The organism is Fructobacillus papyriferae, assembly GCF_018437225.1.
Classification (GTDB): Bacteria; Bacillota; Bacilli; order Lactobacillales; family Lactobacillaceae; genus Fructobacillus; species Fructobacillus papyriferae.
Window position 1 is genome coordinate 271,039 of record NZ_JAAMFI010000002.1, and the last position, 21,251, is coordinate 292,289.

A 21,251-nucleotide genomic window follows, 5' to 3' on the forward strand; every position below is an offset into this window, starting at 1 on the left:
AAGCACTCCTTAGAAGTTCTTGAGCTCTTCGCGGTAGTCGGCCACTTGCTTCTTCAAGCGGTCGATTTGTGACCCGTCGAAAGTCTCGCAAATGGCCTTGGCCAATTCGATTGCGACAACGGATTCAATCACGATTGAGGCAGGAACGATGGCGGTCGTATCGGAACGCTCCACCGTTGCCTTCTTGATTTCCTTTGAGTTGATGTCTGCTGACTGTAAAGGCTTGTAGAGGGTTGGGATTGGCTTCATAGCTGCCTTGACGATAACGGGCATCCCGTTTGTCATCCCACCCTCAAAGCCACCCAAGTGGTCGGAATTCCGGGAGAATCCCTTGCCTTCTTCCCAGTCGATTTCGTCCATAACCTGTGATCCAGAACGAACGGCGTTTTCGAAACCGTCACCGATTTCAACACCCTTCATGGCGTTGACACCCATGACGGCGGCTGCGACTTTGGCATCTAACTTCGTGTCCCATGAGACGTAGGAACCGAGACCGGCTGGCAGGTTTTCGGCAACGACACGAATGACACCACCAAGGGTGTCACCATCGCGCTTGGCCTGGTCAATCCGGTCGTGGATTTCTTCGACCTTACTTTGGTCCAAGATTCGGAGGTCGTTTTTTTGGATGGCTTGTTCGATTGTGGCAACGTCAGTGGTCAAGTCGCCTGCGGCCTGAATGCCGCCGATTGATTCGACGTGTCCGACAATCTTGATGTCAAGTGCTTTTAGAACCTGCTTACAGATGTTTCCAATCGCCACACGCATGGCCGTTTCACGGGCGGATGAGCGTTCCAAGACGTTGCGCATGTCCCGATGGCCGTACTTCATGCCACCAACAAGGTCGGCATGGCCGGGCCGTGGACGGGAAACAGCACGCAGCGTGTTTTCAGCGTTTGCAGGCGTAACGGGGTCCATGATCTTCGACCACTGGGCGTGGTCACGGTTTTTAATCGTCAAGGCAATCGGTGAGCCCAAAGTCACGCCGTGACGAACACCCCCGGTAATGATGACTTGGTCATGTTCAATCTTTTGACGGTTACCCCGGCCGTAGCCACCCTGACGGGCGGAAAGGGCGGCGTTGATTTCGTCAATGTCTAATTGAAGGCCGGCGGGAATGCCTGTTAAAATACCGGAAAGTTCTGGTCCGTGTGATTCGCCTGCGGTAATGTAGTTCATCATAATAAAGCTCCTTTATTTGTCCGTTTAGTTAATTTTTTTGTTTGGTTGCTTGGTATGTTTTTGATTGGTCCATCATGGCCTGCCAGATGGCTTGGTTGTAAGGAACAAGCGCCCGATTCTTTGTTTGCCTAGCAACTTTTTCAAGAACCTTTTTTTCACGATTGAGATCTTCAACTGCTAAGGCCTTTTCCTTCTTAAATGCGATGACCTCTTCCACTGCGGTAAAGCGCTCTTCCAATAAGGCTAAAAGCTTGTCATCGATTTGGTCGATTCTTTTTCTGGCCTCCTTCAAAGAGGCGCCTTGTTGAGGCAGTAGCTGCTGCAAAAGGACGGCAACGACCAGGCCAATTAGGGCAATGAGAATATCGCCAGCCATGAGGTTGACGTCTTTCATGCGAACTAGAATCCCGGTGATTAGAGGGACCGTAAAGGAGGCGAGTGAACCAAATGAGAAGAAGAGACCGGTTAGCAAGCCCTTCTTTTCAGGATAGAGGCTCAGTAGGGTGCTTAAGGCCATTTGCATCAAGCCGGCGGCTGCCGAGAAGCCGAAGGTGAAGCAGGCAAGCATCGAGAGGCCTTCCGTTTTTGAAAGGGCGACGATTGACATGCTGATAAAAGACAGGGCGTTTTGTACTAAGAAAAGGCGTCTTGCAATGACTTGCACCCGCAGTAAGACGATAGCCAGCAGCACACCGGTGATGGAACCAAGGCTGTATAGGGACAGCAGTAAGTGGGCCGTGGTGTCGGTAAAGCCGATGTTCTTGGCAAAGATGGATATCCACTGGGTGAACCAAATCATGACGGCCATGGAGGTGTAACCGTAGATGAGTAAAGCACCGGTGACGAGGGCTTTTTTGCCCTTGGTCAAGGTAATTTTTTTGACCTTTGTGGCGGCTTTTTTAACCGACTTTGGGAAAGGCAGCAGGGCGACGTTTAGGATGTTGACCAGCAAAATGACTGCTGGAAAGAGGAAGGAAAGGCCGAACCACCAATTTGCTCGGTTGGCTGTTAGGACGATAACCGGAAGAATGAATTCTGCAGAAGACATAAAGGCTTTTAGACTGACTGAGTTGGCCTTTTGATGACCTCTTAATTCTGAAAGAATCGGGTAAGTGGCTGAATCCAAAGCGGAATTGGCGATCCCGGCTAGGATGGAAAGACCATAAGCCAGGGGGATGCTTTGATTAATCGGACTGGCTAAAAAGAAGAGGAGGTAGGACAGCATCCCAAAGAGAAGAATTTGTTTGCGGCCGATTCGATCGGATAGAAAGCCCATGGAAAGATAAGCAGCCAGACGACCGATGCCAATGCCGGAAAGAACAAAGGAGGCGCTGGCGATGGAGGAATGCCAGTTGTTGGCAAGTTGACCAAGGTTTTGCGTGAGAATGATCAGGCCGCAGCCATGGACAAAGTAGTTGAAGAAGAGACCGATTTTTAAGCGGGGGTTGGATTCTTTCATGAGGACTCCTTTTGGAAATAAAAAAAACCGACTAGGAAAACCTAGTCGGCCTAAGAAATGTGTCGGAAAAAATTTCAAACAACATTCATCAATCGCTGACTAGGGGGCACCTAGTCAGCCAAGTTAAAAATGACTTTTACTACCTAGATGCGAACGTATCGGCACGTCCGCATCTGATTCGGACGTGCTATCTAAAGTAATAAAAGCCGTAATAACGGTTCATCATGTTTAAGTCGATTGATGTCATGTTCAAAATTCCTTTCCTGAAGTTGTTTTTATTAAAACACGAAAATGAAGAAATGACAAGTAAATTTTAATCAAATACTCATAAAACGCTTCATAATGTTAAATAAAAGCCACTAACGATCAAGTTAGTGGCTTTTTTATTAAAAAATCAAATTTAATCCGAAGTAGATAATCACGAGGCCAAGCAAAGGCGAGAGGACCTTGTTCAATTTCTTTTGATCAAAGAGGCGGAGAACCAGAGGCGTTAAGATTGAACCAATCACCCCACCTAACATTAAGAAGAGTCCGGCTGTCCAGGAAATGGGGGAACCGGCAACCAAGTGACTGATTAAGCCAACCACAGCTAGAACCCAGAGGATGTAAGTCGTTGTGCCGGCGGCCTTAACGGCTGGTAGGCCGATAATGGAAAGACCCGCAACCGTTGCCGAACCACCCGAAAGTCCCCCAAAACCAACCATTAAGCCAGAAATCAGGCCAAAGAGCAGGGCGACATTGGCTTTTGAATTCGTCTTCTTTTCCTGTTTCTTAGCAAAAACGTTCTTATATAAAACGATGCAACCCATGATGGTTAAGATAACACCAACGGCATGTTGATAGAGTGCAGCCGGAATGAAGCGGGAAAGGTAAGTCCCGATTAAAATGCCGGGGATGGCGGCTAAGATCAGGCGATTGCCGACCCGAATCTCGACGTTTTTTAATTTTAACTGGGTTAAGAAACCCGAAAAGAGGGCGAAGACGGCAATGAAGAGGGAAGTGGGGACGGCCATCTCGGTTGACATGGCCAGAGAAGAGGTCAAAACGCCAAGGTAAAAGGTGGCACCGCCACCACCGATTAGGGTGACAAAGCAACCAATTAAAAAACCATAAAAAATAATCAGCATGTGGTGACTCGATTCGTTTGAGATAACAGGGTGAAGGTCCACTTTTATAAGAAAAGGAGGTGAACTCACCGCTTTTTATTAGTGTACCAGTCAATGGCAGACAAAACAAAAAACGGTCGAAAAGAAGCGACCGTTTTTTTCAGAAAGCGTGGCGATAAATCAAGCATTGTGTTTCGCTAGGCACGGATCATGGATCAAAAATTTTAGGAAGTTTTGGAAGGCTGATCAATTCGAATCCAAAGTCTAGAAAGATTCATTGAAGTGTGACTACTTTCGACAGTCATCGAATGAAAATCAATAAAGAGTGAATCACATGATGGGCACTAGTAGCGACAGAAAATTAGGAGTTCTGCCACGCTCTTTGATGCATTTAGTTTATCAGAATTTTAAAATAAAAGCAAATATTTTAAATTTTATACATTATTTGTAAATATGTTTAATAAAAACCGCCTTGGTCCTTCTGAGCCAAGGCGGTTTGATGCGGGCTTAATCCTCGTTTTTGGCAGCTTCACGCAACCAAGGTTGATCATTTTCTTCGTTCCATGTCAAAATGCGTTCTAACGTGTTTTGGGCAGCGGGAACAAACATCTGTGGCCGGGGGTTAACTGCTACGAATTGGACGGCCAACGTTTCGTCGCCGTCAGCTTTTAAGGCGCTGGCATCCTCACCTTCGACCAGGCGAACCTCAAAGCCCATTGAAATGGTTTCTTGTGCATCGCCCCAAGAGTTTTTAGGGTTCACATGAGTGGCCATGCCAAGCAGGCGAACGACTTCGACATTCAAATTTGTTTCTTCTTTGAATTCCCGGACAACGGCCTGCATTGGTGACTCACCATATTCCAAAAAGCCGCCAGGAAAGCCGTAGCCAACTTTGCTGTCGCCACGTTTTTCAAGCAAAATGGCGTCGTGTTCTTTATTCCAAAGAACACCAAAGGCTGAATTGAAGATCATGCCTTCGTGACCGACTTTTTGGCGCATTCGGGCGATATAATTTTGTTCCATGTTGCGCTTCCTTTCCATTCGATGGAGTTTAATCTTTGCTTATCATAACGCGGATTTTAGTCCGTTACAACTGAGTGATCATTTAAATGGCCAGTCCGTGATACAATAAGAAGAAGTAAATGAAGCAAGTAGGTGGAGCATGACTGAGAAAAAACCAGCCGTTTGGTACGAACATCTTCATACGGAAAAAGATACGGGGGCCCGTCGTGGCCGCCTTCACACGCCTCACGGGGTCTATGAAACGCCGATGTTTATGCCTGTCGGTACACAAGGGGCGGTTAAAGGGGTTAATACTCGAACGTTAAAGGAAATTGGGTCCCAGTTTATTTTGGCAAATACCTATCATCTGTGGGTACGACCTGGAGATGAATTGATCGCAGAAGCTGGCGGGTTGCACCAGTACATGGGCTGGGACCAGGCGCTTCTGACCGATTCGGGGGGCTTTCAGGTCTTTTCCTTGTCTGATGCCCGGAAATTAAAAGAAGAAGGCGTGACATTCAAAAACCATGTGAATGGCGACAAGATGTTCTTGTCACCTGAAGTGGCGATGCGTATTCAAAACAACCTCGGTTCTGATGTGATGATGCAATTGGACGAGGCCATCCCGTACTTTGAGACCTACGACTATGTCAAAGAGTCGATGCAACGGTCGCTTCGCTGGGCTGAACGAGCCAAAGTCGCCCACAAAAAACCAGATTCACAAGCCCTTTTCGGCATTGTTCAGGGGGCTGGTTTCCGCGATTTGCGGACAGAATCCGCTAAGGGCTTGGTTGACTTGGATTTACCAGGCTATGCCGTTGGTGGCCTTTCCGTTGGTGAATCTAAGAAGGAAATGAACCGTGTCTTAGACTTTACCGTCCCGCTGTTGCCAGATGACAAACCCCGTTATTTGATGGGCGTGGCCGCACCGGATTCCCTGATTGATGGCGTCATTCGCGGCATCGACATGTTCGATTGCGTGCTGCCAACTCGTATTGGTCGAAAAGGAACGCTGATGACTTCCAAGGGACGGGTGGTCATTAAGAACGCGAAGTATAAGAAGGACTTTTCACCGATTGATCCGGATTTGACTTATTACTCGGATAATCCGATTAGAAAGCAGCAGTTTGGCAATTTGGCTCAATACGATCTGCCAAACTACAGTCCTTACCAGAACCTGTCGCGCTCTTATCTCCACCACCTCTTTAATGCCAACGAGCGTCTTGGCGAGCAGATCGCATCGGAGCACAACTTGCGTTATCTTCTTCATTTAATGGAAGAAATGCGCACGGCGATCGAAGAGGACCGGTTGCTTGAATTCCGTGAGGAAGTCTTAGAAAAATACGGTTATAACAAAAAGAATGCCCGTTTGTTCTAAAATCTGGTACAATGTAACAAATATCAAAAAGAAGGAAGTAACCCCATGCAAAGTTTAATCTTGCCAATTATCGTTGTCGTCGCCATGATTTGGTGGATGTCACGGACTCAAAAGAAGCAACAAGCTCGTCAAGCTGAAATGAAGAACCAAATGGTAAAGGGTTCTGATGTGGTGACCATTGGTGGTTTGCACGCCAAGGTTGATCGTGTCAACGAAGAAGCAAAGACCGTTGATTTGGATTGCGAAGGCGTTATTTTGACCTTCGAGTTGACAGCTATCCGTTCAGTTAAGAATGAAGAAGCAGCAAAGCCAGTTGAAACCGCTGACGAAAAGAAGGAAGATTAATTTACCTTTTGGCGCTTATCGTTCCGCAGTCATGCGGGACTTTTTTTGTTGGCCAAAAAAATAAAGGACCTATGCTATAATCGGGGCAGAGACTAAAAGACCGCTACTTTGATAACAAAAAAAGAGCGATGCCAAAGTCGTTTTGATCAAAGACGATTAAAACGAATGGCTGCGCATGTGTTAAATCGGCCGTTTATCGATGCTAAAAATGGTGTTATGCTGTTGAGCACAAGGTGTTTTTTCCTTTTTAAGGTAAGAATCAAATGTGAGGCCCTTTTTGAGGGCTTTTTTTAAAACAATGTGGATAGGAAGTGGATGATGGGATTACTTGTAACCTACGCAAAACCATACTGGAAAAAGGTGAGCGTCACTCTTTTGGCCGTCGTTTTGATGGCCGCTTCAACGCTGGTTCAACCCCAGTTTTTGGAAAAAATGATGAACGCCATTATTAAAGATGACCAGCAAGTGATTTTGCAAAATGGCTTCTTTTTGCTTTTCTTTGCCCTTGTTGGGATTATTTCTGGTATCACGGGGACATACTTTGCTTCGCAAGTCTCGCAAAGTGTTGCTGCTGATATTCGCTTAGCCGAATATCAGAAAATTCAATCCTTTTCCTTACAGCAGGTTCAAGATTATTCGTCAGCGAATCTGGTTGTTCGCCTGACAAACGATATTAACCAAGTGCAGCAATTGGTGATGCAAGCGTTGCAGATGGTGATTCGCGTGCCAATTCTCTTTATTGGGGCCATTATTTTAGCGATCTGGACCTTACCATCGCTTTGGTGGATTATTTTCTTGATGATTCTCTGTATTGTTTTCTCATCCAAACGTCTTTTTGCCATGATGGGCCGTTCATTTGGAAAAATTCAAAAATTAATTGATCAAAACAATACCTTGGCTCAGGAAAACTTGGCGGGTGTCCGCGTTGTTAAGTCTTTTAATCAGCAGGGGCAAGAAGAAGCGACCTTTGGTAAAAACACGGATGACCTAACGACTGTCAATCGAACGATCGGTTATCTCTTTAATCTAATGTTTCCGATTTTCATGTTGATTTCATATGCCGCCATCGCCGGGGCCTTGCTTTTGATCTCGACAACGATCAAAGAAGCACCGGATCAATTGGCAAAGATTACCCCCTTTATCACGTATTTGAATCAAATCTTGATGGCGTTGTTAATGCTTGGTATGATCTCGACTTTTGCTTCTCGCGGTTTTGTGTCACTGAAGCGGATTCGTGCGGTGCTAGAGGAAAAAACGGATTCAGAAACCGATCAGACGGACAAAGTTGATTTAAAAACCCCTACATTTTTAACGGATAAGCTTTCTGTTAACAAGCTCTCCTTTACTTATCCCAATGCTAAAAAGCCGGTCTTACAGGATCTTTCCTTTACGCTGTCAGCTGGTCAAACACTGGGCATTGTCGGTTCGACTGGTTCAGGAAAGTCTACTTTGGCTCTTTTGCTTGCGCGACTCTATCAAGGCGACGATGGTGGAAAAATCACGATTGACGGACAGGATATCCACAAGTTGAAAGCTGCTGTCTGGCATCAAAACGTTGGCATCGTGATGCAAAAACCGGTGCTTTTCTCTGGAACGATTGAGCAGAATTTAAAGATGGGCAAGCAAGATGCCAGTGAAGAAGAGCTGCTTTCTGCAGTCGAGGCCGCTCAGGCAGCTGATTTTGTCTCAGCTTACCCGGATGGCTTAAAGCATGAGATCTCAGAGCGTTCCGCTAATCTATCTGGTGGTCAAAAACAACGGCTATCCTTGGCTCGTGCCCTAGTAAAAAAGCCGCGTTTGTTGATCCTAGATGATGCGACATCCGCTTTGGACGCCCGTTCGGAAAAGCGCGTCCAAGAGGTCTTGGCAACGGATTTTGTTCAGACAACTAAAGTGATTATTGCTGAAAAGATTACCTCGATCATTCACGCCGACCAAATTTTGGTCCTAGATGAAGGACGTATTGTTGGATCGGGGACCCACGAAGAATTGCTTTTAAAGAGTCCCTTTTACCAAGAAATCTTTAACAGCCAAAAGGGAAAGGAGGGCAACCATGAATAAATTGAAGCAGGCGGTTGCTTACTTTTTAGCCTATCTAAAGCCATACTGGAAAGGCTTGACCGTGGCGGCTTTTTGTATCCTACTTGGAACCTATGCGCAGATCAAGGCCCCTTTGTATATGGGGGATGCGGTTGCTCAGTTGACAAATTACTTGACGGCTTTGATGACACCCGGTGCTCACGCGACACTTTCTGATTTTTACCAAGCAGTCTGGAGCATGGTGCTCTTTTACCTGCTTTCAGAACTTGGTTTGGTTCTGTCAGGCTTTATTGTTTCGCGCGTCTCCTCAGATGCTGTTGGACAGATGCGTTTTGGCCTATTCGCTAATCTGCAAAAAAAGACGATCCGTTATTTTGATTCACACCAGGACGGCAAGATCTTGTCACTTTTTACCTCGGATCTAGATAACGTTTTTAACGCGATGAACAATGCGGTTTTCCAAATTTTTTCCCAGGGTTTGCTTTTCTTGGGAATTATTTGGATGATGTTAAGCAAGTCATTGACGATGGCTTTGGTGACGATGGCTCTATCACCCATTGCGATCATTGTGGCTTTGATCATTGTGAATCAGGCCCGTCAGCAAATTGAGCAACAACAGCAAGCAACAGGGGACCTGAACGGTTATATCAACGAACAATTGGCTGGTCAGGCTGTTCTTTTGGCTGAAGGGCGACAACAAGAGTCGATTCAAAATTTTGCCCCATATAACGAAAAAGTTCGGTCGGCTAGTCAAAAAGGTCAATTTTATTCGGGTTTGCTTTCGCCGTTGATGCAGGGCTTTTCGCTCTTGAATTTGGCTATTGTGATTTTCTTTGGTTCTTGGCTGGTCTTGCATAACGGCATGGATAAGGCTTCTGGCCTATCCTTAATCGTGGTCTTTGTCACGTATTCACAGCAGTATTTCCAGCCCATTTCACAATTGACGGCCATTTACAATCCTCTCCAACTGGCGATTACCGGCGCTAACCGGATCGCTAATGTTTTGGCTAAACCAAATGAGGTGAACACGGGAAATAAAGAAGCAGGCGCCTTACAAGAAGGGGTACGTCTAAAAAACGTCGACTTTTCATATCATCCAGGACGGCCAATTTTAAAAGACGTGTCAATTGATGTAAAAAAAGGCCGGATGGTGGCCTTGGTTGGGCCAACGGGTTCAGGAAAGACAACGGTGATGAATCTATTAAACCGTTTCTACGATTTGGATGCCGGTAGCATTACTTACGATGACACGCCGCTGACCGATTTTGACTTAGCTTCGTTGCGCCGCCGCGTGGGGATCGTTTTGCAAGAATCTGTTATTTTCTCTAAATCAATTCGGGACAATATTGCTTATGGTAAGCCTGATGCGACAAAAGAAGAAGTGGAGGCGGCTGCAAAGCAGGCCAATATTCACGATTTCATCATGTCACTGCCCGATGGGTATGACACGATGGTCAAGGGAGCGGACACGCTTTTTTCAACCGGTCAAAAACAGCTTCTGTCGATTGCGCGCACAATTTTGACCAATCCGGATCTGTTGATTTTGGATGAGGCGACCGCCAATGTTGATACGGTGACGGAAGCAAAAATTCAAACAGCCATGGAAAACGTGATGAGAAACCGTACTTCCTTTGTCATTGCCCACCGTTTGAAGACCATTCTGTCAGCCGATCAGATCGTTGTCTTAAAGGATGGACAAGTCATTGAAAAGGGGTCGCATCAGGAACTGCTTGATCAAAATGGGTTCTATGCAGAGCTCTATTACAATCAAATGGTCTTTTAATTCAGCAGAGCAGCTTTGGCTGAAGAAGGCAAAAATGGTATAATATTGGCATTATGCTTCAAAATCGGAAGCAATGGAGGCAAAGAATGAAGATTGGTTTATTTACGGATACCTATTTTCCACAGGTCTCTGGCGTAGCAACGTCCATTAAAACTTTAAAAGACGCCTTGGAAGAACAGGGGCACGAAGTCTACATTTTCACGACCACGGATCCTAAGGTTTCAAAGGATGAAAAAGAGGAGCGGATTTTCCGCTTCTCTTCTTTGCCATACTTTGGCTTTAAGGACCGTCGCTTGACCTTCCGTGGCTTGATTCGAGCCGTCGAGATCGCCAAGGAAGTCGATTTGGACATCGTTCATACGCAAACGGAATTCTCCTTAGGTCTAATCGGTAAGTATGTGGCCCGCCGTTTAAAGATTCCGGCGATTCACACCTACCACACGATGTATGAAGATTACACGCACTACGTGGCCAAAGGCATCTTACTTCGGCCATCAGCTGTCTCCCATTTGGTGAAAGCCTATCTGAAGTCAATGAATGGTGTGATTGCGCCTTCTGAACGTGTCAAGGAGAGCTTGCTTTCTTATGGCGTTGATGACATTCCCATTCCAGTTATTCCGACTGGTGTAGCGGTTAAAGAGCTTGGGGATGGTAAAGAAGATTTGCATGCCAAATATGGCATTGCAAAGGATGCGCCCGTTGTCTTATCACTTGGCCGCTTGGCTTTTGAAAAGAACATCGCCATGACCATCTCGGCTTTTTCTGAGATTTTAGAAACCGTGCCCAATGCCCGCTTGGTGATTGCAGGGGATGGTCCGGCCAAAAAGTCTTTGCAAGAACAAGTCGAGGATCTCGAATTGCAGGACTCGATTACCTTTGTTGGAATGGTGGACCACGATCAGGTGGCGGACTATTACCGCTTGGCCACAGTCTTTGTCTCGTCATCAGATTCGGAGACGCAAGGGTTGACTTTTATCGAGGCGCTGGCTTCTGATCGACCTTTTGTGGCGATCCATTCGCCTTATTTGGATCAGTTAGTAAAAGACCCAGCCATCGGTCAATTAGTGGATGATTATGATGAATTTCGGGATGCGGTGGAAAGCTATCTAAAGCGACCATTTTCGAAAGAAGACGAGGAAATCCGCAAGCAAGCGGTGAAAAACGTTGATGCCACAACCTTTGGTAAGCGTGTCTTTGATTTCTACGAAACGATCATCCATAACTACGAACAAGATGAAACCGAAGACGACTCTGATCAGCTAAATGATGATGAAATTGGCTATATCAAGCGTCTTTTACGAAATCCCTTTAGGAGAAATTGACGTTGAAAGTCCTATTATACTTTGAAAATCAAAAATGGATTGCCCAATCGGGTATTGGCCGGGCGCTTCGCTTGCAGCAAGCGGCGCTTGGTCCAGTGGCCGATGTAACGGTGACAACTGATCCAAAGTGTGAGGACTATGACGTACTCCACATCAACACGTATGGGGTGCGGTCGATGCACATGGTCAAAAAGGCCCACCGTCTTGGAAAAAAAGTGGTCTACCATGCTCACTCAACTTATGAAGATTTCCGTAATTCTTTCTTCGGATCGAATCTGCTGGCCCCCTTGTACAAGAAGTACCTGGTGGCTTTGTACCGGCAGGCTGATGCCTTAATTACGCCAACGCCATACTCCAAGTCGTTGTTAGAAAATTATGGCTTAACCCAGCCAATCTATCCGGTTTCAAACGGGATTGATCTGACGAAATACGCGCCAGACGAATCAAAAATTCAGGCCTATAAGGAATACTTTGGAATTAAAGCCAACCAGCAGGTGGTGATGGCCGTCGGTCTTTTCTTCGAACGAAAGGGACTCTTTGATTTTATTGAGCTGGCCAAGCGCCATCCCGAAGTGACCTTTATCTGGTTTGGCCACACCAACTTGGCTATCGTACCGGCCAAGGTTCGAAAAGCCATCGAAGATCATCCTAAAAACTTGAGTTTCCCAGGCTACATCACGGGAGACATTATTAAAGGCGCTTTTGCTGGCGCTGACCTGTTCTTATATCCTTCTTATGAAGAAACGGAAGGAATCGTTGTCTTGGAGGCCTTGGCCTCTAAGCAAAAACTTTTGGTACGAGATATTCCGGTCTATGACGGCTGGCTTTATGATCAAAAAAACTGCTATAAAGCCACTGACTTGGACGACTTTGATCAGCAAATGGATGCGATCTTAGCGGGAAATCGTCCGGATCTGACAAAAGCGGGCTATGAAGTCGCCAAGGATCGCGATTTGCATCGCATTGGTGAAATTCTGAACCACGTCTACCGGGCAGTACTCGATGAAAAGACTTTACCTTTGAACGAAAACGGAACAGTGGGGATTCACTTCACTGATCAAAACGCTTAAGGAGCCTCTTTATGTCACGTCGGAATCAATTGTCTGCGCTGATCGTCCTTTTAATGACGGGCCTGGTCATTTATTACCTCACAAATGAATTAGCGGGTCGCGGCAAGCAATTGGAAGCCGCGCTTAAAGTTTTGGATTGGCGCTTTTTGTTGATCGGCTTTTTGATGATGGTCTTATCCCTTTTGCTTGAGGCCTTTGCCACGCACGCCTTGCTGAGTCAAGAGGACCGCCGTGAGACGTCCTGGGGCACCTTGCTGCGCGTTCCTTTGCTGAACCAGTTAGGGGTCGGCCTGACACCTTTTGCAACGGGCGGGCAGCCAGCTCAGCTCTACGCTTTAACTCGTGGAAAGATGCCGGCCTCACGGGCGTTGTCCGTTATTTTGATGAAGTTTTTGGTCTATCAAATCGTGGTGGTCTTGTTCTTTATCATCGGTTACTTCGCTGCCGAAGATTTTATCTATGAAAATGTCAACCCAGCTTTTGCCACCTTTATTCCATTTGCCATTGGTATCCACGCTGTTGTGATCATCGGGATTTTATTGGTAATGTTCTGGCCGGCTTTGTCCTTGAAAGTCGTCGACCTTGGTGCTAAATTAATCAAAGGGATCTATAAAGGTGACAATCTGCAGCAAATGCAAGAAAAGGCGCACCAAAAGATTGTAAGCTTTCATGAGGAATCCAAACGGGTGATTAAATCGAGTCGCGCTTTAGCGGTTGCCACGGCTTATACCGGCTTGCAACTAATCGCCTTATACGTGGTCCCATACTTTGTGATTCGCGCCTTTGGTTATGTGAGTGTCAATCCTTTTCTAATTATTGCCATGAATATCATGATTGTCATGGTTATCTCGCTTTTTCCAATCCCTGGTGGCGTTGGTGGAGCGGAGCTTTCTTTCCAGCTCCTCTTTACGCCATTTGTTAAAAATCCAGCGACCTTGATCTTAGTGATTTTGATCTGGCGCTTGATTACTTACTATTTCTGTCTTTTTGCCGGAATTTTGGCCTATGTCATTCCGACAAAGGAACAAAAAGAAGGGCGCCATGTCTGAAGAAAAGAGTCAATTACAAGATATTTTGAAGCGTCTGTTTGCCATGGAAAAGGCAAAGGATGGCCGTTTTCAAAAACGTCGTTTTGATCTTTACGGTCTGGAGTTGCTTCAGGTGACCTATGACCAAGAAAATCAAGAATGGGATCTCTTGGACCACCGGTTGAAAAAGCACTACCACTTTGACGATGTTGACTTGGTCGCCATTGAGATTTACGATTTGCTTCGTGATGTACAGCTGACCTTCTAGGTCAGTTTTTATGAGGAATGAATGATGCTGAAAAATTTCATGAGCTCGGTTAAAGATCAGTTGACCTGGTCGTCGATGAAAAAGACAGGGCCTTGGTGGCGCAGTTTGACGGGCTTTTTTGTCCTGAACCTGATTTTGGTCTGGTTCAAGACCTACCTGAACTACTTTTTTAACTTTTCCCTTGGGGCAAGCGGTCCCATTCAACTCTTTTTGTTAGCTGTAAACCCAATTCCGACGGCGATCATTTTGCTCGGAATCGCGTTTTACTTCCGGGGGCGGTTAGCTTATTTTTTGGTCTGGTTGTTTAACCTCATTCAGACGGTTTGGCTCTTTGCAAATATTTTGTACTATCGCGAATTCTCGGACTTTTTGTCCTTTGGTATTCTTGGTTCCGGTTCGTCGACGGGCAATAATTTGAGCAAGTCGATTGCCGCCATCATCAAGCCAACTGATTTTTTGGTCTATCTTGATTTGATCGTCTTGGCGGTTTTGCTCTTGTTCAAGTTTTGGCCCATTCAAAAGGCCGGCTTAAAAAAGCGTTATGCCTTATTAACCACTGCTTTGGGCCTAGCCTTGATGTTGGTGAACTTTGGTATCGCTTCCGTTGATCGTTCGGGCTTGCTGACGCGTTCTTTTGACAACAACTACATTGTCAAATACATGGGTTTGAATGAATATGCAGCCTTTAACGCCTTTCAAACCAAGAAGCAGTCCGATTCTCGTAAAGAAGCAACGGCGCAGGACTTAAAGAACGTTCAGAACTTCTTGAATGAAAATAATGTGCCGGCTAACACTTCTTATTACGGCACACAAAAGGGCAAAAACGTCTTTGTTATCCACTTGGAGTCCTTCCAACAATTCCTCTTGGATTACAAGGTTGATGGTCAGGAAGTCACGCCAAACTTAAACGCTTTTTATCACGACCAAAATACGTTGTCCTTTGATAACTTCTATAACCAGGTTGGTCAGGGGAAGACATCCGATGCCGAAATGATGCAGGAAAACTCCTTGTATGGGCTATCAACGGGTTCAGCCATGACAAAGTACGGGACCTCCAACACCTTTGAATCCATGCCGGGCATCTTGGGTCAGCAGGGCTATACGTCAGCGGCCTTCCACGGGGATGTCTCGACCTTTTGGAACCGAAACAACACCTACAAGTCCTTTGGTTATAACTACTTCTTCTCGAAGAACTATTATCCAAATTCTGACAAAGCCAACTATTCGGTTGGCTACGGGTTGAAGGATAAGATTTTCTTGAAGGACTCGGCCCAATACATCGAACAGTTACCTCAGCCCTTCTATGCGAAGTTGATTACCGTAACGAACCACTATCCCTACACTTTGGATAAGGAAAACATCGACTTCCCAGCCACACAAACAGGGGATTCGACGGTTGATGGCTACGTGCAAACGGCCCACTACCTCGATGAGGCGTTCGGAGAACTCATGAATTACCTGAAGAAGACTGGCCTGTACGATAAGTCGACCTTTGTTCTTTATGGGGATCACTACGGTATTTCTGAAAACCACAAGGACGCCATTGCCAAATTACTTGGTAAGGAATCGGTTAACAATTATGATTTGGCCAACTTCCAAAAAGTGCCCTTTATGATTCATGGAACTGGTCTTCAGGGAGGCATTAACCACACGTATGGTGGTGAAATCGACATGATGCCAACGCTTTTGCACTTGCTTGGTGTTTCAACCGATGGCCTGACGCTTTTCGGCCATGATTTGCTCTCCCAGCAGAACCAACAAACCGTTATCTTCCGAAACGGAGACTGGGTCACGCCACGCTATACCAAGTATCGAAACGAATATTACGACACGCAGACGGGCCAACAGTTGTCGATGAATGCTAATCCGGCTTTAAAGGCAACGGCCAAACGTGTTCAGGCTTATGCTGACAAATCATTGTCTTATTCTGATAAGGTGATCACGGGTGATTTGCTTCGTTTCGATAAGAACCGACTGAATGCGTATACTGTTGATAAATCACAGTATGATTACCAAAAAGCATCGGCTCTTAAGACCTTGAAGCAAAACCAAAAATCAAACCCAACCTCGCTTTTTGCTAAGAACAACGAGCAAAGTACGGTTGACCAATATGAAACGAGCGCTCCTGAATTAAAGTAGGACGGTTGAGGGTTCATTGAAACGAACAGATGTGTCTTATAGAACATCTGTTCGTTTTTTGTCTCATTTGTTATAATAGATTGAACACATGTCACGATACAAAAAAGGAGGCCGCCATGGTTGAGGCAGAGAAAAAGGATGGAAAGTTTCAAGTTGTCTCGAAATACAAGCCCACTGGTGACCAGCCGAAGGCGATCAACAAGCTGGTGAAAGGCCTAAAAGAGGGTGTGAAAGAACAGGTGCTTTTGGGGGCAACCGGTACCGGAAAAACCTTTACGATTTCAAATGTCATTGCCCAAAATAACAAACCAACCCTGGTTTTGTCCCATAACAAAACCTTGGCAGGACAACTCTACTCAGAGTTGAAGGAATTCTTTCCAAATAATGCCGTTGAATACTTCGTTTCATACTATGACTATTACCAGCCGGAAGCCTATGTGCCTTCTTCTGATACCTTCATCGAAAAAGATTCGGCCATCAATGACGAAATCGACCAGTTGCGAAACTCTGCGACGGCTTCTCTTTTCGAAAGAAATGATACGATCGTCGTGGCCTCAGTTTCCTCTATCTTTGGTTTGGGGGATCCCCATCAGTATCAAAATCACGTCATTAATTTACGCGTGGGCAACGAATACGGACGAAATCAGCTGATGCACGACTTGGTGGATGTCCAATTTGCCCGTAATGACATTGATTTTCAGCGTGGCACATTCCGTGTTCGCGGTGATGTGATCGAAATTTTCCCATCGTCACAAGACGAACTGGCACTGCGCGTCGAATTCTTTGGAGACGAGATCGATCGCATCCGGCAAATTAATGCCTTGACTGGCCAGATTATGGCCGAAAAGGATTTTGTTTCCATCTATCCGGCTAAGCACTTTATGACCGATGATGAACGGATGAAAGAAGCCTTGGTCGGCATCCGAGAGGAAATGGACGAACGGCTAAAGGAGCTGGAAAAAGAAGGCAAGTTGCTCGAAGCGCAGCGCCTCCGTCAGCGAACCGAATACGATTTGGCCATGCTTCAAGAAATGGGCTTTACACCGGGAATTGAAAATTATTCCCGTTGGATGGATGGCCGCAAAGAAGGCGAAGCGCCCTTTACCCTTTTGGACTTCTTCCCAGATGATTTCTTGATTGTCGTGGATGAAAGTCACGTGACGATGCCACAAGTACGCGGGATGTATAACGGGGACCGGGCCCGCAAGCAGACTTTAGTTGACTATGGTTTCCGTCTGCCATCGGCCTTAGACAACCGGCCATTACAACTGCCTGAATTCGAAGATCACGTGAACCAAATTATTTACATGTCGGCCACACCGGGTGATTACGAACTCGAACGCGTACCGAAAAAAGACGTCGTTGAACAAATCATCCGACCAACTGGTCTGCTCGATCCAGAAATCGAAGTTCGACCAGTCATGGGACAAATTGATGATTTGGTGGGTGAGATTAATAAGCGCATCGAGAAAAACGAACGCGTTTTCATCACGACTTTGACTAAACGAATGTCTGAGGATCTGACCGATTACCTGAAGGATGTCGGGATCAAGGTGGCTTATTTGCACTCGGATATCAAGACTCTGGAGCGGACCAAGATTATCCGTGAGCTCCGCCTTGGCAAATACGATGTCTTGGTCGGCATCAACTTGCTTCGTGAGGGAATCGACGTGCCGGAAACGTCCCTAGTGGCGATCTTGGATGCCGACAAAGAAGGCTTTTTGCGTAACCCTCGTTCTTTGATCCAAACAATTGGTCGTGCCGCCCGTAACGCGGACGGTCATGTGATCATGTATGCCGATAAGACGACCAAGGCGATGCAGGAAGCCATCGATGAGACGGCCCGTCGTCGTGAAATTCAAATGGCTTATAACAAGGAACACGGCATCACACCGCAGACTATCAAGAAGGAAATTCGTGATTTGATCTCGTCCACGAAGCCGACCGAGGAAGCCGAAGCGGTTGATATGACCGAAATCGACTTTGCCGACTTGCCTAAGTCTGATCAGACTGATATCTTGGAAAACTTGGCTGCCCAAATGCGGGCCGCTGCTAAGGAATTGGACTTTGAAACGGCTGCCAAGGTTCGCGATAATATCATGAAATTAAAAAAGCAGGCAGGGCGCTAATCGCACCGGTCGCTTTGCAATCGAACGAAAAAGCCCAGGGATGGGCTTTTTAGCAAGTAGAGGAAAACATGGCTAAGAAAAACATTGAAATTCGGGGCGCTCGCGCTCATAACTTAAAAAACATTGACGTTGATATTCCAAAAGACTCGCTGACGGTTGTCACCGGGTTATCGGGTTCAGGAAAGTCTTCTTTGGCTTTTGATACGCTTTATGCCGAAGGACAGCGCCGTTACGTCGAATCGCTCTCCGCATACGCTCGGCAGTTTTTGGGACAAATGGATAAGCCAGACGTTGATTCAATTGACGGGTTATCGCCTGCTATTTCGATTGATCAGAAGACGACGTCCAATAACCCCCGTTCGACGGTTGGTACGGTGACCGAAATTGCGGACTACTTCCGTTTGCTGTTTGCCAGGGTGGGAAAGCCAGATGACCCAGCCGACGGGACAAAGATCGTCCAAACGATTGATCAAATGGTCGATTATGTCCAACACACATTAACTGAGGGCACTCGGCTGCAAGTTTTTGCGCCGATCATTGAACATAAGAAGGGGAGTCACCAAAAGACCTTCGAAAAGATGCAAAAGCAAGGCTACCTGCGGGCTAAAGTGGATGGCGAAATTGTCGAATTGGATGAGCAAGACGAGCTTTCACTCGAACGCAATCAATTCCACGATATCTCGATCATGGTCGACCGTGTCGTCTTGCGCGATGGTTCGCGTTCGCGGCTTTTTGATTCCATCGAAGCCGCTACGGGATTGGCCAATGGCCTGGTCGTCTTAGAGCCAGTTGCACGAGAAGGGGAGGACAAGCAGGAAGCAATTCGGATGTCCGACCATTATTTGGGGGAGTTGAAGGACTTTCGTCCAGGTCGTTTGGAGCCGCGGCTCTTTTCTTTCAATGCGCCAGATGGGGCTTGCCCGGTCTGTCAGGGACTGGGGGCTAATCAGGAAGTCGACATCGACTTGGTTATCCCAGACGACTCCTTGACTTTAAAAGATGGGGCGATTGCGCCTTGGCATCCCATTTCGTCGAACTACTACCCAGCTTTGCTCGAGCAATTTTGTGAGCAGTTCAAGATTCCGATGGACAAGCCCTTTAAGGACTTGAAAAAAGAGCAGCAGGAAATGATCTTGTATGGCTCTGGTGATCAAAACTTTCATTTTCACTTTAATTCGGACTTTGGTGGTGTTCGTGATGTGGATCAGCCATTCGAAGGCGTAATGAACAATATTGCTCGCCGTTACAAAGAAACAAATTCGGATTTCACGCGTGACGTCATGGCCCAATACATGACCAAACTGACTTGTCCAGCCTGTCATGGGTACCGCCTGAACAAGGCCGCCTTATCGATTAAAGTTGGCGGTCAAAACATCGGAGACGTCTCGAATTTGCCTGTTAACGATGAGATCGACTTCTTTGCTGGATTAACTTTGGGTCAACAAGATAAAGAAATTGCCCAGCCAATCTTAAAGGAAATCGAGGATCGCTTGGGCTTTTTGCAGTCTGTTGGTTTAGACTACTTAACTTTGTCGCGTTCTGCTGCTACTTTGTCTGGTGGTGAATCGCAGCGAATCCGTTTGGCCACGCAGATTGGGGCGAATTTGTCCGGTGTACTCTACGTCTTAGATGAGCCATCGATTGGGCTGCACCAGCGGGATAATGATAAGCTCTTAGCTTCGATGCAAGCGATGCGTGATCTTGGCAACACCTTAGTGGTTGTCGAACACGACGAGGATACGATGAACGCAGCCGACTACTTGATCGATGTGGGTCCTGGTGCTGGAAACCTGGGAGGTCAGATCATGGCTGCGGGCACGCCACAAGAGGTCATGGCTAATCCGAAGTCATTAACCGGACAGTATCTTTCAGGTAAGAAGTTTATTCCGGTACCCAAGTCCCGCCGCAAGGGTAATGGCGAAGAAATCGTCATTCGAGGAGCCAAAGAAAACAATTTGAAGAACGTGACGGCTAAGTTCCCGCTTGGTAAATTCGTGGCGGTTACCGGCGTTTCTGGTTCTGGAAAGTCGACTTTGGTCAACACGATTTTAAAGCGGGCCTTGAAACAAAAGCTGAACAAGAATTCGAACAAGCCCGGGGCTTATCGAAAAATTGAGGGTGTTGAAAACGTTGAGCAAGTCGTTGACATTGATCAGTCACCCATCGGTCGGACACCGCGTTCGAACCCCGCAACCTACACGGGCGTTTTCGATGACATCCGGACCCTTTTTGCCCAAACCAATGAGGCTAAGTTGCGTGGCTATGCTAAGGGCCGCTTTTCTTTTAATACCAAGGGCGGTCGCTGTGAAAACTGTCGCGGGGATGGGGTCATTAAGATTGAGATGAATTTTTTGCCCGATGTCTACGTCGATTGTGAGGTTTGTCATGGCACACGTTATAACTCTGAGACACTCGAAGTGACCTATAAGGGAAAGACGATTTCAGATGTCTTAGACATGACGGCTGACGAAGCGCTTGATTTCTTTTCTCCCATTCCTAAAATTGCCCGTCGTTTGCAGACGATGGTCGATGTCGGGTTAGGCTATGTGAAACTCGGACAGTCTGCTACGACTTTGTCTGGTGGTGAAGCCCAGCGGATGAAGTTAGCTTCAGAATTGCACCGTCGCACGAACGGCAAGACCATCTACATTTTGGATGAGCCGACGACCGGTCTGCACACAGATGATATCGAGCGTCTGCTCGAAGTGTTGAACCGTTTGGTCGATAACGGGAACACCGTCACGGTCATCGAGCACAACTTGGACGTGATCAAATCAGCCGATTGGTTGATTGATCTTGGCCCTGAAGGTGGTGCTTTAGGTGGCCAAATTATCGCGACCGGAACGCCTGAGAAGGTGTCAAGGAGTACGGCGTCATATACGGCTAAATACTTAAAGGAAATTATGGCACGCGATCTGCAACGTGAACAGCAGCAGTCGGCAACATAACAGATAATGAAAGCATCGGTCGTCGATCGGTGCTTTTTTTGATGGCTGAATAGAT

15 protein-coding genes are annotated in these 21,251 nt (G+C 46.6%); 11 read left to right on the forward strand and 4 right to left on the reverse strand.

Translation table 11 applies throughout. From position 1 onward, the window contains the following. Positions 1 to 9: 9 nt before the first annotated feature. The 4 genes from aroC to G6R27_RS05070 all read right to left on the reverse strand — a co-directional run bounded on the left by aroC (position 10) and on the right by G6R27_RS05070 (position 4,767). The gene (gene aroC, locus G6R27_RS05055; protein WP_213819978.1) at positions 10 to 1,179 is read right to left on the reverse strand and encodes a chorismate synthase; all 1,170 of its coding nucleotides are present in this window, start codon (positions 1,177 to 1,179) and stop codon (positions 10 to 12) included. Positions 1,180 to 1,207: 28 nt separating this feature from the next. Continuing rightward, entirely contained in the window at positions 1,208 to 2,638 is a 1,431-nt protein-coding gene (locus G6R27_RS05060) for an MFS transporter (protein WP_213819979.1), read from the reverse strand. Between the two features lie 386 nt (positions 2,639 to 3,024). After that, positions 3,025 to 3,765, reverse strand: coding sequence for a sulfite exporter TauE/SafE family protein (locus G6R27_RS05065; protein WP_213819980.1), 741 nt, complete (start codon positions 3,763 to 3,765; stop codon positions 3,025 to 3,027). A 486-nt stretch (positions 3,766 to 4,251) separates the two neighbouring features. Further along, on the reverse strand, positions 4,252 to 4,767 hold the full coding sequence (locus G6R27_RS05070; protein ID WP_213819981.1) for an NUDIX domain-containing protein: 516 nt from the start codon (positions 4,765 to 4,767) through the stop codon (positions 4,252 to 4,254). Positions 4,768 to 4,906: 139 nt separating this feature from the next. On the opposite strand from G6R27_RS05070, the gene tgt reads away from it, so the two are divergent. From tgt to uvrA, 11 genes are all read left to right on the forward strand, one after another. Then, positions 4,907 to 6,124 carry a tRNA guanosine(34) transglycosylase Tgt gene (gene tgt / locus G6R27_RS05075; protein ID WP_213819982.1) on the forward strand — a complete coding sequence of 406 codons (1,218 nt, stop codon included), beginning with the start codon at positions 4,907 to 4,909 and terminating at the stop codon, positions 6,122 to 6,124. 45 nt (positions 6,125 to 6,169) lie between these two features. After that, complete coding sequence (gene yajC, locus G6R27_RS05080) at positions 6,170 to 6,469, forward strand: preprotein translocase subunit YajC (RefSeq protein WP_213819983.1); 300 nt, start codon at positions 6,170 to 6,172, stop codon at positions 6,467 to 6,469. Between the two features lie 318 nt (positions 6,470 to 6,787). Further along, complete coding sequence (locus G6R27_RS05085) at positions 6,788 to 8,530, forward strand: ABC transporter ATP-binding protein (RefSeq protein WP_213819984.1); 1,743 nt, start codon at positions 6,788 to 6,790, stop codon at positions 8,528 to 8,530. Then, positions 8,523 to 10,292: an ABC transporter ATP-binding protein gene (locus G6R27_RS05090; protein WP_213819985.1), complete on the forward strand. Its 1,770-nt coding sequence runs from the start codon at positions 8,523 to 8,525 to the stop codon at positions 10,290 to 10,292. The genes G6R27_RS05085 and G6R27_RS05090 overlap by 8 nt, the downstream gene beginning before the upstream one ends. 86 nt (positions 10,293 to 10,378) lie before the next feature. Further along, entirely contained in the window at positions 10,379 to 11,614 is a 1,236-nt protein-coding gene (locus G6R27_RS05095) for a glycosyltransferase family 4 protein (protein ID WP_213819986.1), read from the forward strand. 2 nt (positions 11,615 to 11,616) lie between these two features. Continuing rightward, positions 11,617 to 12,684, forward strand: a complete 1,068-nt coding sequence (locus G6R27_RS05100; protein WP_213819987.1) for an LTA glycolipid anchor biosynthesis glycosyltransferase, IagA/BgsA family — start codon at positions 11,617 to 11,619, stop codon at positions 12,682 to 12,684. Between the two features lie 11 nt (positions 12,685 to 12,695). Continuing rightward, positions 12,696 to 13,733 carry a lysylphosphatidylglycerol synthase transmembrane domain-containing protein gene (locus G6R27_RS05105; RefSeq protein ID WP_213819988.1) on the forward strand — a complete coding sequence of 346 codons (1,038 nt, stop codon included), beginning with the start codon at positions 12,696 to 12,698 and terminating at the stop codon, positions 13,731 to 13,733. Further along, positions 13,726 to 13,980 (forward strand): DUF1797 family protein, encoded by a 255-nt coding sequence (locus G6R27_RS05110; protein ID WP_213819989.1) that lies wholly within the window; start codon positions 13,726 to 13,728, stop codon positions 13,978 to 13,980. Before G6R27_RS05105 ends, G6R27_RS05110 begins: the two co-directional genes overlap by 8 nt. Before the next feature lie 24 nt (positions 13,981 to 14,004). Next, a complete protein-coding gene (locus tag G6R27_RS05115) occupies positions 14,005 to 16,119 on the forward strand; it encodes an LTA synthase family protein (protein WP_213820036.1) in 2,115 nt (704 codons plus the stop codon). Between the two features lie 116 nt (positions 16,120 to 16,235). Next, the gene (uvrB, locus tag G6R27_RS05120; RefSeq protein WP_213819990.1) at positions 16,236 to 18,248 is read left to right on the forward strand and encodes an excinuclease ABC subunit UvrB; all 2,013 of its coding nucleotides are present in this window, start codon (positions 16,236 to 16,238) and stop codon (positions 18,246 to 18,248) included. A 68-nt stretch (positions 18,249 to 18,316) separates the two neighbouring features. Next, a complete protein-coding gene (gene uvrA / locus G6R27_RS05125) occupies positions 18,317 to 21,196 on the forward strand; it encodes an excinuclease ABC subunit UvrA (protein WP_213819991.1) in 2,880 nt (959 codons plus the stop codon). Positions 21,197 to 21,251 lie beyond the last annotated feature (55 nt).

Coding starts and splice junctions, on each gene's coding strand:
- G6R27_RS05085 (WP_213819984.1), top strand. CDS start 6,788: ATGGGATTACTTGTAACCTACGCAAAACCATACTGGAAAAAGGTGAGC.
- G6R27_RS05070 (WP_213819981.1), bottom strand. CDS start 4,767: ATGGAACAAAATTATATCGCCCGAATGCGCCAAAAAGTCGGTCACGAA.
- tgt (WP_213819982.1), top strand. CDS start 4,907: ATGACTGAGAAAAAACCAGCCGTTTGGTACGAACATCTTCATACGGAA.
- G6R27_RS05095 (WP_213819986.1), top strand. CDS start 10,379: ATGAAGATTGGTTTATTTACGGATACCTATTTTCCACAGGTCTCTGGC.
- G6R27_RS05060 (WP_213819979.1), bottom strand. CDS start 2,638: ATGAAAGAATCCAACCCCCGCTTAAAAATCGGTCTCTTCTTCAACTAC.
- uvrA (WP_213819991.1), top strand. CDS start 18,317: ATGGCTAAGAAAAACATTGAAATTCGGGGCGCTCGCGCTCATAACTTA.
- yajC (WP_213819983.1), top strand. CDS start 6,170: ATGCAAAGTTTAATCTTGCCAATTATCGTTGTCGTCGCCATGATTTGG.
- G6R27_RS05115 (WP_213820036.1), top strand. CDS start 14,005: ATGCTGAAAAATTTCATGAGCTCGGTTAAAGATCAGTTGACCTGGTCG.
- G6R27_RS05065 (WP_213819980.1), bottom strand. CDS start 3,765: ATGCTGATTATTTTTTATGGTTTTTTAATTGGTTGCTTTGTCACCCTA.
- G6R27_RS05105 (WP_213819988.1), top strand. CDS start 12,696: ATGTCACGTCGGAATCAATTGTCTGCGCTGATCGTCCTTTTAATGACG.
- G6R27_RS05090 (WP_213819985.1), top strand. CDS start 8,523: ATGAATAAATTGAAGCAGGCGGTTGCTTACTTTTTAGCCTATCTAAAG.
- G6R27_RS05110 (WP_213819989.1), top strand. CDS start 13,726: ATGTCTGAAGAAAAGAGTCAATTACAAGATATTTTGAAGCGTCTGTTT.
- aroC (WP_213819978.1), bottom strand. CDS start 1,179: ATGATGAACTACATTACCGCAGGCGAATCACACGGACCAGAACTTTCC.
- uvrB (WP_213819990.1), top strand. CDS start 16,236: ATGGTTGAGGCAGAGAAAAAGGATGGAAAGTTTCAAGTTGTCTCGAAA.